Below are 14,139 nucleotides of genomic sequence, written 5' to 3'. Positions count from 1 at the left end.
GCGTCGTCCGCGGAGTGTGTCCATCGCAGGCGCGGATGGTAGCCGCGGCTGGCACCCCTGCCGGCGGTACTCCGTCACGACACGACAAAAACCCGTGGCCTTTCGGCACACGGGTGGATGAGTGGTCGCCAGCGGCAACCGGGCGGTCAGATGTAGGCAGCGACCGGTTTGGCGTGGCGCATGTGCAGGCTCAGGCCCAACGCCGCCATGTGGTTGCTGTTGCGACCGAGGATCTGTTCGGACAGCGGCAGGAATTCGGCTTCCTCGTAGCGGGCATGGGCGGTGTATTCGGTCACCAGCCGCTGCACTTCGCCGATGTCCAGATCGGTGCTCTGGCCCTTGGACACCTGCTTGAGGCCCTTTTCGAGTCGCTTCCACAGCGCCTCGACCATGCGGTGTTCTTCGGTCAGGCGCCTGGTCATGGCCTTGACGCGTTCCAGCTCATCGCCGGGCTGCGCGCTGGCGATCACCGCAGGAAACAGCTCGCGCTCTTCTTCCAGGTGGTGTTCAAAGATCGCTTCGCGGAAAAACTCCAGCGACTCCTCAGCGATCTGGCGGGCGCGGGCCGCGGGCTCCAGCAGCGCGGGCAGTTCGTCCAGCGCGCCCAGGCGCTTGATGATGCCGCTGTGGCAGTTGGTGAAGTTGCTGATCGGCGCGTTGGTGTCGGTCTTGTTCATGGTGCTCCTCTCGGGGGTTCCCGTGAGCCCGCCGAAGGACTTCTTCAGCACACTCACGATCTGAGGGCCAGTCTAGACACCAGTGCAGGAATGGCCTTGATTCAGGTCAAGGCCTCGCGATCATTCAGTGTGCGGATTGACCCCGCATGCGGTTGAACAGGTTGAACAGCAGCACGCACACGGCGCCCGCCAGCAGCCCCGCCAGGCCGCCGGCCAGGCTGTTCACCACCCCGCCCAGGGCACCCAGGCTTTCGGCGAAGTGCTCGATCGCGTGGCCCAGGGCCGGCACGCCGTGCAGCAGGATGCCGCCGCCGACCAGGAACATGGCGGCCGTACCGACCACGGACAGTGCCTTCATCAGCCAGGGCGCGAACACCAGAATCGCACGCCCGAACGACTGTGCCGCCGAAGAGGCCTTGCGGGTCAGGTGCAGGCCCAGATCGTCGAGCTTGACGATGCCACCGACCAGACCGTAGACGCCGATGGTCATGATGATCGAGATGCCGACCAGCACGGCGACCTGCCGCGCGAATGGCGCGTCGGCCACCGTCCCGAGCGTGATGACGATGATTTCGGCCGACAGCACGAAGTCGGTGCGGATCGCGCCTTTGACCTTGTCCTTCTCGAAGGCGACCAGATCGACCTTCTCGTCGGCCACCGCCTTGACCAGCTCGGCGTGGTGCGCGTCGTCTTCACTCTTCTTGTGCAGGAAGGCATGCAGCAGCTTCTCGGCGCCTTCGAAGCACAGGAACAGGCCGCCCAGCATCAGCAGCGGCGTGATCGCCCAGGGCGCGACCGCGCTGATCGCCAGGGCCGCCGGCACCAGGATCGCCTTGTTCAGCAGCGAGCCCTTGGCCACCGCCCAGACCACCGGCAGTTCGCGTTCGGCGCTGACGCCGGTCACCTGCTGCGCATTGAGCGCCAGGTCATCGCCCAGCACCCCCGCGGTCTTCTTGGCCGCGAGCCCCGTCATGGCGCTCACGTCGTCGGCGGCGGCCATGCCCTGGCGGGCCGCGACCTTGGTCATCGCCGCCACGTCGTCAAGGATCGTGGCTATGTCGTCAAGCAGAACAAAAAGGCTGGAGGCCATGGTGATTGGTCAGGGTCGGTTTGTGGGCCAGACGGCGGGGAACAGTGGATCGACCATCGGCGCACCGTCGGGCAGGCGTTGATCGAGTCCGGGGAACGGCGGCGAGGTGCGCCAGCGGCGCAGGGCGTGCACAGCGTCGTCCCCCAGGTAGCGGGCCGAAAACACACGCCGCCGCAGGCCGGGGCCGGTGCCGCTGCTGGCGTGCAGGCTGAGCATGTGAAACGCCACGCAGTCGCCGGGCTCCAGGGCCCAGGCCAGCTGCCGGTAGGTGGCGGGCTCGGCGTCGATGGGCGGCAACTCGGCCAGTGTTCCATCCGGGAACCACTTCGCCTGCTGGTCACGGAAGGTGCGCGGCATGTACCAGGTGCCACTGTGCGAGCCGGCCACAAAGCGCAGCGTGCTGGCCAGCGGCACCGGATCCACCGGAATCCAGAAGCTCACGTTCTGCGTCCCGCCGACGTTGTAGTAGGGCTGGTCCTGGTGCCATGGTGTTGGCTGGCGGGTGCCGGCCTCCTTGACCAGCAGGTGGTCGTGGTACAGGCGCACCGCCTGGCTCTGCATCAGCTGCGCCGCCAGATGCGGCAGGGCCGAGTCCTTCAGGGTGCGTTGGTAGTCCGGGTTGCACGGCCACGTGCAGAAGTCTTCGACAAAACGGCCCGGGTCGTCGGGCTCGCTGGCCACCAGAGCGAGCGGGCTCAGGTGGGCCAGGTTGTGCTCGATGCCGGACTCCAGGGTGCGCAGCTCGTCAGCGTTCATCACGCCTCGAAGCACCACCGCCCCGTCGCGGGCGTAGGCCTGCACGGTGTCGGCGGTCAGCTCATGTCGGCGGGCCATGTGGTCAGCCGACGAACTTCCTGGCGTTGCCCCAGATCCGCATCCACGGGCTGTGGGCGTTGAGGTCGCCGCTGGTCCAGCTCATCTGGATGTTGCGGAACACGCGCTCGGGGTGCGGCATCATGGCCGTGAAGCGGCCGTCGGCCGTGGTCACCGCCGTCAGGCCGCCCGGGCTGCCGTTCGGGTTGAACGGGTACTGCTCCGTGGCGGCGCCGGTGTTGTCCACGAAGCGCATGGCGGCAATCGCCTGCGCCGGGTTGCCGCGGTGCTTGAAGTTGGCAAAGCCTTCGCCGTGCGCCACCGCGATCGGCAGGCGGCTGCCGGCCATGCCTTGCAGGAACAGGCTGGGCGATTCGAGCACTTCCACCATCGACAGGCGGGCCTCGAAGCGCTCGCTCTGGTTGGTGGTGAAGCGCGGCCAGGCCTCGGCGCCGGGGATGATGTCGGCCAGCTCGGCAAACATCTGGCAGCCGTTGCACACGCCCAGTCCGAAGGTGTCGGCGCGGCCGAAGAAGCCCTGGAACTGTTCGGACAGCACCGGATTGAAGGTGATGCTGCGCGCCCAGCCGATGCCGGCGCCCAGCGTGTCGCCGTAGCTGAAACCGCCACAGGCGACCACGCCCTTGAAGTCGGCCAGCTTCGCGCGGCCCGACTGCAGGTCGGTCATGTGCACGTCGTAGGCCTCGAAGCCGGCCTGCGTGAAGGCGTAGGCCATTTCCACGTGCGAGTTCACGCCCTGCTCGCGCAGGATCGCGACCTTGGGACGGCTCAGGTTCAGGAACGGCGCAGCCACGTTGTCAGACGGGTCGAAACTCAGGCTGACGTGCATGCCCGGGTCTTGGGCCAGGCCGGCGGCCGCATGTTCGCTGTCGGCGCAGGCCGGGTTGTCGCGCTGCTGGTTGATCTTCCAGCTCACGCTGTCCCAGACCTGCTGCAGGTCGAACAGCGAGGCGCTGAACACGGCCTTGGTGTCGCGCCAGACCTGCAGTTCGCCCTTGCCCACGTCGATGGACGAGGACGCCGGACGGGTCTTGCCGACGAAGTGGCTGTGCTTGCTCAGGCCGTGCTCGCGCAGGGTCTGCATGACGGCGTTGCGCTCGGCGGTCTTCACCTGCAGCACCACGCCCAGCTCTTCGCTGAACAAGGCCTTGAGGGTCAGTTCCTCGCGGCGCGCGCTGACCTGCTGTGCCCAGTTCTTGGCATCGCCCGTGTCCATGCGGCTGTCGGAAATGCCGTCGCCTTCGGTGACCAGCATGTCCACGTTCAGCGACACGCCCACGTGACCGGCAAAGGCCATTTCGGCCGCGGCGGCCAGCAGGCCGCCGTCCGAGCGGTCGTGGTAGGCCAGGATCTGGCCCTGGGCGCGCAGCGCGTTCACCGCGTTGACGAGGTTGATCAGGTCCTGTGGGCTGTCCAGGTCGGGCACTTCGTCGCCCGGCTGGCCCAACGTCAGGCCCAGCACGCTGCCGCCCAGGCGGTTGCGGCCCTTGCCCAGGTCCACCAACACCAGGGTGGTGTCGTCGATGTCTCGGTTGAGCCGCGGCGTGAGCGTGCCGCGCACGTCGGCCAGCGTCGCGAAGGCGGTCACGATCAGGCTCACCGGCGAGGTGACTTTCTTCTTTTCGCCCTCGGCGGTCCACTGTGTGCGCATGGACAGGCTGTCCTTGCCCACCGGCACCGACACGTCCAGGGCGGGGCACAGTTCCATGCCGATGGCCTTGACCGTGGCGTAGAGGTCGGCGTCTTCACCGGGTTCGCCGCAGGCGGCCATCCAGTTGGCGGACAGCTTGACGCGCGGCAGCTCGATCGGTGCGGCGAGCAGGTTGGTGATGGCTTCGGCCACCGCCATGCGACCTGAAGCGGCGGCGTTGATCGCCGCCAGCGGCGTGCGCTCGCCCATGGACATGGCTTCACCGGCGAAGCCGGCGTAGTCGGCCAGGGTCACGGCGCAGTCCGCCACCGGCACCTGCCAGGGGCCGACCATCTGGTCGCGGTGCGACAGGCCACCCACGGTGCGGTCGCCGATGGTGACCAGGAAGCGCTTGGAGGCGACGGTCGGGTGGCTGAGCACGTCGATGACGGCCTTTTCCAGCGACACGCCGGTCATGTCCATCGGCTGGAACTGGCGCTGCACGGTCTTGACGTCGCGGTGCATCTTGGGCGGCTTGCCCAGAAGCACGTCCATGGGCATGTCAACCGGGCTCTCATTGCCCTCATCGACCAGCGACAGGTGGCGCTCTTCGGTCGCCACACCGACGACCGAGAACGGACAGCGCTCGCGCTCGCAGAAGGCCTTGAACTGTTCCAGCGACTCGGGCGCGATGGCCAGCACGTAGCGTTCCTGGCTCTCGTTGCACCAGATTTCCTTGGGTGCCAGGCCGCTCTCTTCCAGCGGCACGGCGCGCAGGTCGAAACGCGCGCCGCGGCCGGCGTCGTTGGTCAGTTCGGGGAAGGCGTTGGACAGACCGCCCGCACCCACGTCGTGGATGAACAGCACGGGATTCTTGTCACCCTGCGCCCAGCAGTGGTTGATGACCTCCTGCGCGCGGCGCTCGATCTCCGGGTTGCCGCGCTGCACGCTGTCAAAGTCCAGCGACGCGGCGTTGGTGCCGGTAGCCATGGAGCTGGCGGCGCCGCCGCCCATGCCGATCTTCATGCCCGGGCCGCCCAGCTGGATCAGCAGCGTGCCGGCCGGGAAATCGATCTTCTTGGTCTGGGTGGCGTCGATCTGCCCCAGGCCGCCCGCGATCATGATGGGCTTGTGGTAGCCGCGGGTCACGCCGCCCACTTCCTGCTCGTATTCGCGGAAATAGCCCAGCAGGTTCGGGCGGCCGAACTCGTTGTTGAACGCGGCACCGCCCAGCGGCCCCTCGGTCATGATCTGCAGCGGGCTGGCGATGTGCTCGGGCTTGCCTCCCGGCTGGTCGCTCATGCCGCCCCAGAGCTTGGACACGGTGAAGCCGGTCAGGCCGGCCTTGGGCTTGGAGCCGCGGCCGGTCGCGCCCTCGTCGCGGATCTCGCCGCCCGCGCCGGTGGAGGCGCCGGGGAATGGGGAAATCGCGGTCGGGTGATTGTGGGTTTCCACCTTCATCAGGATGTGGTGTGTCGCGGCCTCGGCCTGGTAGGCGGGCGACGCCTTCACATCCGCACGGGCCACGAAGCGCTCGAGCTGGTGGCCTTCCATGATGGACGCGTTGTCCGAGTACGCCACGATGGTGTGCTGCGGGCTCGTCTGGTGCGTGTGGCGGATCATGCCGAACAGGCTCTTGTCCTGCGCCACGCCGTCGATGGTGAACTGCGCGTTGAAGATCTTGTGGCGGCAGTGTTCGCTGTTGGCCTGCGCGAACATCATCAGCTCGACGTCGGTCGGGTTGCGCTTCAGACCATTGAATGCGTTGACCAGGTAGTCGATCTCGTCGTCGGCCAGGGCCAGGCCCCAGTCCACGTTGGCCTTTTCGAGCGCCGCGCGCCCACCACCCAGCACGTCCACATGCTCCATCGGCGCGGGGTGCAGTTCGGTGAACAGCGCTTCGGCCTGGCCGCGCTCGGTGGTCACGGCCTCGGTCATGCGGTCGTGCAACAAGTCGGCCACTGCGCGCAGTTGCTCGTCCGCCAGGCTGGCCTTGCCCAGCAGGCCACTCTTCAGACCGATGCGGAATTCGACCAGGCGCTCGACGCGGTGCAGCGTCAGGCCGCAGTTGTGCGCGATGTCGGTGGCCTTGGAGGCCCAGGGCGAGACGGTGCCCAGACGCGGCATGACCAGCAGCGCGGGAGCTCCTGCCTTCTCGGCGGCCAAGTGTGCTTCGGTGGCAGGTGCACCGTAGCTCATCAGCTGAGCGAGGCGGTCCACCGTGGCGGCGTCGGGCGCGGCGTCGAATGACGCCAGGTGCACGAAGCGGGCCGAGAGGCCGGTGATCTTGTCGGAGATGCCCTGCAGACGGGGCAGGATTTGCTGGACTTTGAAGTCGCTGACGGCATTGCCGCCGTCAAAAAAGCGCAGATGCAGGGTCACGGTGGGTGGCCTTGGGGCTGGCGGGCGCGGGGCGCGTCCCGGGGATGGGGGAAACCCGCGATTTTACCCGCCGCCCTGCGGCGCACCGACCGGTCAGAACTGATATCCGACGGTGAACTTGATCACTGGCAGCACCTTGGTGCCGTTCAGGTCGTCCTGCACCTTGCTCTGCTCGGCGGCGATCGCCGACTGCGCGCCGGGCTGCGCCAGCAGGCCGCCGGAGCCGGTGAGCGTGACCTTGGGCTTGCCGATGCTCACGCCCAGGTCCAATGCAAGGGTCAGACCGCGTTCGTTGAATCGGCCGTGGCCCCAGCCGACGCCCAGGTAAGGCATGGTGCTCGGGTACTTGATGTCGGCGCGCAGCGCGTTGCCGGCGGCGTTGAAGCGCTGACCGTCGATCGTCACGGTGCCGTCGGTGGCCTGCGCCTGCAGCGAGGCCGAGGTACCGCCGAAGGTCGCGCCGCCGACCAGGCGGAACGCCCCCAGGAACGGGCGGAAGTCGACAAACACGCCATTGCCCTTGAGCTTGACGTCGCCCTTGTAGGTGATCTGGTCCTCGGTGTAGGTGTCGGACTGCTTGAGCTGGGCGATCTCGCCACGCAGCGCAACCGCCGGGCCGACCGGCAGGTTCACACCCACGCCCAGACCGCCGGAGCCGGCGACGCCGTACACACCAACACCCTGCGCCATGGCGGAACCGGACAGGACCAGCAGGCTCAGGCCCGCGACATGCAGCTTCTTCATGCAAACGCCTCTTTCATTCAATCGTGGGAAGGGAGAGCGGCGCAGTATAGAAGTGGCCCAGAGCAAGAAGTGGCGATTTCACCCTTCGTTTCAAACGGTTGCGGGTCACGGGATAATCCTGCCCCATGAGCATCACTTTCAAAGACGAGGCCGGGATCGCCGGCATGCGCACCGCCTGCCGACTGGCCTCCGAGGTCCTGGACTTCCTGACCCCCCACATCCAGCCCGGCGTGACCACGCTGGAAATCGACCGCCTGTCGGCCGAGTACATGAAGCAGCAGGGCACGCGCTCGGCCACGGTCGGCTACCAGCCCGCCGGCTACCCGCCCTACCCCGGCCACCTCTGCACCTCGATCAACCACGTGGTCTGCCACGGCATTCCCAACGAGAAGCCGCTGAAGAAGGGCGACATCCTCAACGTCGACGTCACCGTCATCACGCCCGAGGGCTGGTACGGCGACAACAGCCGCATGTTCCTGATCGGTGGCGAAGCCGCCTGCAGCGTGCAGGCCCGCCGTCTGACCCAGGTGACGTTCGAAGCCATGTGGAAGGGCATCGTGATGGTCAAGCCCGGCGTTCGCCTGGGCGACATCGGCCACGCGATCCAGACCTTTGCCGAAGGGAACGGCTACACGGTGGTGCGCGAGTTCTGCGGACATGGCATCGGCCAGCGTTTCCACGAAGACCCGCAGGTGCTGCACTACGGCCGCCCCGGCACGCTGGAAGAACTCAAGCCCGGCATGACCTTCACCATCGAGCCCATGATCAACGCCGGCAAGCGCGACATCAAGGAGATGGGCGACGGCTGGACCATCGTCACGCGCGATCGCTCGCTCTCGGCCCAGTGGGAACACACCGTGCTGGTCACGCCGACGGGCTACGAGGTGCTGACCCTCTCAGCCGGCAGCCCGCCGCTGCCTTCGTTCGTCACCACCACGTCCTGCTGAATCCGGGAGCCTGCGCATGGGTGAAGTTCCCGGCGACGTCGTCGCGCTGCGCCAGCGCTACAAGCAAGACAAGACCTCCCTGCTGGAGCGGATCAACCAGCAGGGCGCATCCATGCGCGGTGTGCGGCATGCCCTGCAGCAGCTGGCCCGCCTGACCGACGACACGCTGCGTCAGCTCTGGACCTTCGCCGGTTTCGGCCCCGGGTTCGCGCTGATCGCGGTCGGCGGCTACGGCCGCGGCGAGCTGTTCCCGCATTCGGATGTCGACGTGCTGGTGCTGCTGCCCGACGGCGTCACGCCCGACACGGACGAAGCGCTCAAGGCCCGGCTCGAAGCCTTCATCGGCTCCTGCTGGGACGTGGGCCTGGAGATCGGGTCGAGCGTGCGCACCATCGCCGAATGCGTCGAGGAGGCCGTGCGCGATGTGACGGTGCAGACCTCGTTGCTCGAATGCCGGCAGATCGTCGGCGCACGGCAGCAGTTCTCGGCCCTGGTGCGCCAGCTTGGCGAGGTGATGGACCCCAAGGCCTTCTTCGTCGCCAAGACGCTGGAGATGCGCCAGCGCCACACCAAGTACGAAAACACGCCCTACTCGCTCGAACCCAACTGCAAGGAGTCACCCGGCGGGTTGCGAGACCTGCAGGTCATTCTCTGGGTCTCGAAGGCCGCTGGCCTGGGACGCAGCTGGGACGAGCTGGCGCGCAAGGGTCTCGCGACTCCGCTGGAGGTGCGCCAGATCAAGGCCAACGAAGCCCTGCTCAGCCTGATCCGGGCACGCCTGCACCTGCTGGCGCACCGCCGTGAAGACCGGCTGGTGTTCGACCTGCAGACCGCCGTGGCCGAGTCGTTCGGCTACAAGTCGCAACTGCCTGCCCCGGACACCCGGCCGTCGAAAGCCGCCCGCACCACCCGGCGCGCCAGCGAAGAGCTGATGCGCCGCTACTACTGGGCCGCGAAGGCGGTGACCCAGCTCAACCAGATCCTGCTGCTCAACATCGAAGAGCGTCTGAACAGCGACGAAATCGGGCCGGAAGCCCTGCGCCCGATCAACGAGCGCTTCTTCGACAAGGCCGGCATGCTGGAGGTCGCCAGCGACAACCTCTACATCCGCCAGCCGCACGCGATCCTGGAAACCTTCCTGCTCTACCAGACCACGCTGGGCATCAAGGGCCTGTCGGCGCGCACGCTGCGAGCGCTCTACAACGCGCGGCCGATCATGAACGGCGCCTTTCGCGCCGACCCGGTCAACCGCACCACCTTCCTGCAGATCCTGCAGGAGAACGACGGCATCACGCACGCCATGCGGCTGATGAACCAGACCTCGGTGCTGGGCCGCTACCTCTGGGTGTTCCGCCACATCGTCGGACAGATGCAGCACGACCTGTTCCACGTCTACACCGTGGACCAGCACATCCTGATGGTGCTGCGCAACGTGCGGCGCTTCTTCATCGCCGAACACTCGCACGAATACCCGTTCTGCTCGCAGCTGGCCGCCGGCTGGGACAAGCCCTGGATCTTCTACGTCGCCGCGCTGTTCCACGACATCGCCAAGGGCCGCGGCGGCGACCACTCCGAGCTGGGCGCCAAGGACGTGCGCCGCTTCTGCCGCCAGCACGGCATCGAGCGCGAAGACAGCCGCCTGATCGAGTTCCTGGTCTCGGAACACCTGACCATGAGCCGCATCGCGCAGAAGGAAGACCTCAGCGACCCGGACGTGATCGGAGCATTCGCCAAACGGGTGGGCGACGAGCGCCGCCTGACCGCGCTGTACCTGCTGACGGTGGCCGACATCCGAGGCACCAGCCCCAAGGTCTGGAACGCCTGGAAAGGCAAGCTGCTCGAAGACCTGTACCGCTACACCCTGCGCGCGCTGGGCGGCCGCGCACCCGATCCGGACGCCGTCGTCGAAGCCCGCAAGCGCGAGGCGCTGTCGATGCTGGCCCTGCACGCCCTGCCCCACCTGGCGCACAAGACGCTGTGGGACACACTCGACGTGGGCTATTTCATGCGCCACCAGGCCGACGAGATCGCCTGGCACACGCGGGTGCTGACGCGCCAGCTGGCGATCAACGCCCGCAGCGAAACCGGCGTGGCCGCCGCGCCGGCCGGTGAGGCCACCGCGCCCGACGCCGCCATCGTGCGCGCCCGGCTGTCTCCGGAAGGCGAAGGCCTGCAGGTGCTGGTCTACGCGCCGGACCAGAGCGACCTGTTTGCCCGCATCTGCGGCTACTTCGACAACGCCGGCTTCTCGATCCTGGACGCCCGCATCCACACCACCCTGACTCGCCACGCGCTGGATACCTTCCAGGTCGTCGCGCCCACGCTCTCGGACCACTACCGCGAGCTGACGGCCATGGTGGAAAACGATCTGGCCGCGACGATCGACGAGCGCGGCCCGTTGCCACCACCGAGCAAGGGCCGCCTCTCACGCCGGGTCAAGAGCTTCCCGATCACGCCCCGCGTGGACCTGCGCCCCGACGAAAAGGCGCAGCGCTGGCTGCTCAGTGTCTCCGCCAGCGACCGCGCCGGCCTGCTCTACTGCATTTCGCGCGTGCTCGCACGCCACGAACTCAGTGTGCAGCTGGCCAAGGTGACCACGCTGGGCGAGCGCGTGGAGGACACCTTCCTGATCAGTGGCCCCGAGCTGCAGGTCAACAAGCGCCAGATTCAGATCGAGACCGAGCTGCTGGAGACGCTGGAGGGCTGAGCGCGCCGCCTGAACAGCCGCCCGAAAAACAGCGACACGTCGTCGACGATCGTGAACACGGCCGGGATCACCAGCAGGCTCAGGAAAGTCGAGGTGATCAGGCCGCCGATCACGGCAATCGCCATCGGCGAGCGGAAGCTGCCATCGGACTCGCCCCATCCCGCAGCGATGGGCAACATGCCCGCACCCATGGCGATGGTCGTCATCACGATCGGGCGCGCCCGTTTGTGGCAGGCGTCCAGGATCGCGTCCAGCCGGTTCAGGCCGTGCACGCGCCGCGCCTCGATGGCGTACTCGACCAGCAGGATCGAGTTCTTGGTCGCCACTCCCATCAGCATGATCAGGCCGATCAGCGAAGGCATCGAGAACGCCTTGTTGGTCAGCAGCAGCGCCACGAAGGCGCCGCCCAGCGACAGCGGCAGCGCGGTCAGGATGGTGAACGGGTGCAGGAAGGCCTTGAACAGCAGCACCAGCACGATGTAGATGCACAGCACGCCGGTCAGCATCGCCAGGCCGAAGCTGGCGAACAGCTCACCCTGCACTTCCGCGTCCCCAATCTCCAGCACCTGCACGCCCGGCGGCAGGTTGCGGATGCTCGGCAGCTGCTCGACCGCCGTCTTCATGTCGCCCAGGGCAATGCCGGCGAGTTCAACTTCGAAGTTGATGTTGCGCGCACGGTCGTAACGGTCGATCACGGCCGGGCCACCGCCGAAGCTCAGCGTCGCGACCTGGCTCAGCATGACCGGCCCTTTGGCGCCGGGCACCGACAGCCGGCCCAGCACCTCCAGATCCTGGCGCGCGGCGCCGTCGAGCTTGACCACGATCGGCACCTGGCGCTGCGGCAGGTTCAGCTTGGGCAATGCGCTGTCGTAGTCGCCCACCGTGGCAATGCGCAACGTCTCGGCGATCGCCGAGCTGGTCACGCCCAGATCGGCGGCACGCTGCAAGTCGGGCGTCACGTTGATCTCGGTGCGCACCAATGCGGCCGACGACTGGATGCTGCCCACACCCTGTATGGTGCGCAGGTCACGTTCGATGGCACGGGCCGCCGTCGACAGCGCGTTGGCGTCGTTGCCGGTCAGGGTCAGGATGTACTTCTCGCCCGAACCACCCAGGCCGACCTTGTATCGCACCCCGGCGATGCCGGACATCACGTCCCGGAGCTGGTTTTCGATCACCTGCTTGCGCGGCCGCTGATGGCGCGGATCGAGCTGGATCGTCAGCGCCGCCTTGCGCGACTCCTGCGCGCCCTGCGGGGCGAACGGGTCAGAGCCGGCCGAGCCGGAACCGATGGTGGTGTAGACCGACTTGACGTGCTCCACGCCCGCGACCAGCACCCGCGCGTGTTCGGCCGTGGCCACGGTCTGCTGCAGCGTGCTGCCCGGCGGCAGCTCCAGGTAGACCTGTGTCTGCGAGTTGTCGTCGGCCGGCACGAAGCCTTGCGGCAACAGCGGAATCAGCATCACCGAGCCCGCAAAGAACAGGCCGGCACCCATCATGGTGATCCAACGGTGGCGGATGCACCAGGCTGCCCAGCCCTGGTAGGTGTGCAGCCAGCCCGGTTCGTTCTGGTTGGTCATCCAGGTCCAGATCGCGCCCAGAACGCGGTTGTTGCGCGCCCAGCCCGGCTCGTCCTTGGCGGTCACGACCGGCTTGAGGATGTAGGCCGCCATCATCGGCGTCAGCGCCCGCGCCACGATCAGCGAGGCGAACACCGCCAGCGCCGCCGTCCAGCCGAACTGCTTGAAGAACTTGCCGGGAATGCCGGCCATGAAGGCCGTCGGCAGAAACACCGCGATCAGCGAGAAGGTGGTCGCGATCACCGCCATGCCGATCTCGTCGGCCGCTTCCATCGCGGCCTGGTAAGGCGACTTGCCCATGCGCATGTGACGCACGATGTTTTCCACCTCGACGATGGCGTCGTCCACCAGGATGCCGACCACCAGCGACATCGCCAGCAGCGTCACCACGTTGATGGTGAAGCCCATGTAGTGCATGCCGATGAAGGCCGGGATCGCCGACAGCGGCAGCGCAATCGCCGACACCACCGTGGCGCGAAAGTCGCGCAGGAACAGCCAGACCACCAGCACCGCCAGCAGCGCGCCCTCGTACAGCAGCGTCATCGAGGCGTTGTATTCCTCCTCGACCGGCGTCACGAAGTCGAAGGACTCGGTGATCTGCAGGTCCGGACGGGCCGCCTGCATCTCCTTGAGCCTGGCGCGCACGCCGTGGCCCACTTCCACCTCGCTGGCGCCGCGGCTGCGCGCCACTTCAAAACCGACCACCGGCTTGCCGTCCAGGAAAGCCGCCGCCGTGGGTTCGGCGATCGTGTCCTTCACGGTCGCGATCTGGTCCAGGCGGACCCTGCGCCCGTCGGACAGCGAGAGTTCGAGCGCGGCCAGTTCTTCGGCCGACTTCATCGACGACAGGGTGCGCAGCGGCTGCTGGCTGCCGCCGATGTCGGCCCGGCCGCCCGCGCTCTCGATCTGCACCCGCGCCAGCTGGCGCGAGATGTCGGCCGTGGTCGCGCCCAGCGACTGCAGCTTGAGCGGGTCGAGCAGGATCTGCACCTCACGGTTGACGCCGCCGACGCGGTTGACCGCGCCCACGCCACGCACCGACAGCAGCAGCTTGGCCACGTCGTTGTCGACGAACCAGGAGATCGCCTCGTCGTCCATCTTGTCGGAGTGGACGGTGTAGGCCAGCACCGCGCCACCGGCCAGCTCCAGCTTGTTGATGATGGGCTCGCGCAGGTCGGTCGGCAGGTCACCGCGCACCTTGGCCACCGCCGAGCGCACGTCGTCCAGCGCTTCCTGCGTGCTCTTTTCGATGCGGAACTCGGCCGTGATCGACACCGTGCCGTCCTGCACCTTGGTGTAGATGTGCTTGAGACCCTGCAGCGACGCCAGGCTGTTCTCCAGCTTGCGCGCGACATCGTTCTCCAGCTGGTTGGGCGCGGCGCCCGGCAGGCTGGCGACGATGGTGATGTTGGGCACGTCCAGGTCGGGGAAGTTCTGCACCTTCATCGACGAGAACGAAAACAGACCGGCGAGCGTCAGCATGACGAACAGCATCGCCGCCGGAATCGGGTTCTTGATGGACCACGCGGAAACGTTCATCGCGGGTCC

At 67.3% G+C, this 14,139-nt stretch carries 8 protein-coding genes; 2 read left to right on the top strand and 6 right to left on the bottom strand.

What is annotated here, in order from left to right:
* Positions 1–146: 146 nt before the first annotated feature.
* The 5 genes from ACLIJ1_RS05380 to ACLIJ1_RS05360 all read right to left on the bottom strand — a co-directional run bounded on the left by ACLIJ1_RS05380 (position 147) and on the right by ACLIJ1_RS05360 (position 7,357).
* The gene (locus ACLIJ1_RS05380) at positions 147–677 is read right to left on the bottom strand and encodes a hemerythrin domain-containing protein (RefSeq protein ID WP_411364439.1); all 531 of its coding nucleotides are present in this window, start codon (positions 675–677) and stop codon (positions 147–149) included.
* A 124-nt stretch (positions 678–801) separates the two neighbouring features.
* On the bottom strand, positions 802–1,767 hold the full coding sequence (locus ACLIJ1_RS05375) for a DUF808 domain-containing protein (RefSeq protein ID WP_411364438.1): 966 nt from the start codon (positions 1,765–1,767) through the stop codon (positions 802–804).
* Between the two features lie 9 nt (positions 1,768–1,776).
* Positions 1,777–2,601, bottom strand: a complete 825-nt coding sequence (locus ACLIJ1_RS05370) for a phytanoyl-CoA dioxygenase family protein (protein ID WP_411364437.1) — start codon at positions 2,599–2,601, stop codon at positions 1,777–1,779.
* Positions 2,602–2,605: 4 nt separating this feature from the next.
* Entirely contained in the window at positions 2,606–6,613 is a 4,008-nt protein-coding gene (gene purL, locus ACLIJ1_RS05365) for a phosphoribosylformylglycinamidine synthase (protein WP_411364436.1), read from the bottom strand.
* A 93-nt stretch (positions 6,614–6,706) separates the two neighbouring features.
* On the bottom strand, positions 6,707–7,357 hold the full coding sequence (locus tag ACLIJ1_RS05360; RefSeq protein ID WP_411364435.1) for a hypothetical protein: 651 nt from the start codon (positions 7,355–7,357) through the stop codon (positions 6,707–6,709).
* Positions 7,358–7,482: 125 nt separating this feature from the next.
* Between ACLIJ1_RS05360 and map the strand changes: the two genes are divergently transcribed.
* Positions 7,483–8,304, top strand: a complete 822-nt coding sequence (gene map / locus ACLIJ1_RS05355; RefSeq protein WP_411364434.1) for a type I methionyl aminopeptidase — start codon at positions 7,483–7,485, stop codon at positions 8,302–8,304.
* A gap of 16 nt (positions 8,305–8,320) precedes the next feature.
* A complete protein-coding gene (locus ACLIJ1_RS05350; RefSeq protein ID WP_411364433.1) occupies positions 8,321–11,011 on the top strand; it encodes a [protein-PII] uridylyltransferase in 2,691 nt (896 codons plus the stop codon).
* On the opposite strand, the gene ACLIJ1_RS05345 is transcribed toward ACLIJ1_RS05350, so the two are convergent.
* Positions 10,972–14,130: an efflux RND transporter permease subunit gene (locus tag ACLIJ1_RS05345; protein ID WP_411364432.1), complete on the bottom strand. Its 3,159-nt coding sequence runs from the start codon at positions 14,128–14,130 to the stop codon at positions 10,972–10,974. The two genes, ACLIJ1_RS05350 and ACLIJ1_RS05345, sit on opposite strands and share 40 nt — an antisense overlap.
* Between the last annotated feature and the right edge of the window lie 9 nt (positions 14,131–14,139).

The organism is Hydrogenophaga sp. RWCD_12 (assembly GCF_046604225.1).
GTDB lineage: Bacteria > Pseudomonadota > Gammaproteobacteria > Burkholderiales > Burkholderiaceae_C > Hydrogenophaga.
Note: the sequence above shows the minus strand (reverse complement) of the source record. Positions and strands in the feature narration are given on the sequence as shown.

Bases quoted from the DNA above. Each gene is read 5' to 3' on its own strand.
- map (WP_411364434.1), top strand. From the start codon at position 7,483: ATGAGCATCACTTTCAAAGACGAGGCCGGGATCGCCGGCATGCGCACC.
- ACLIJ1_RS05360 (WP_411364435.1), bottom strand. From the start codon at position 7,357: ATGAAGAAGCTGCATGTCGCGGGCCTGAGCCTGCTGGTCCTGTCCGGT.
- ACLIJ1_RS05350 (WP_411364433.1), top strand. From the start codon at position 8,321: ATGGGTGAAGTTCCCGGCGACGTCGTCGCGCTGCGCCAGCGCTACAAG.
- ACLIJ1_RS05370 (WP_411364437.1), bottom strand. From the start codon at position 2,601: ATGGCCCGCCGACATGAGCTGACCGCCGACACCGTGCAGGCCTACGCC.
- ACLIJ1_RS05380 (WP_411364439.1), bottom strand. From the start codon at position 677: ATGAACAAGACCGACACCAACGCGCCGATCAGCAACTTCACCAACTGC.
- ACLIJ1_RS05345 (WP_411364432.1), bottom strand. From the start codon at position 14,130: ATGAACGTTTCCGCGTGGTCCATCAAGAACCCGATTCCGGCGGCGATG.
- ACLIJ1_RS05375 (WP_411364438.1), bottom strand. From the start codon at position 1,767: ATGGCCTCCAGCCTTTTTGTTCTGCTTGACGACATAGCCACGATCCTT.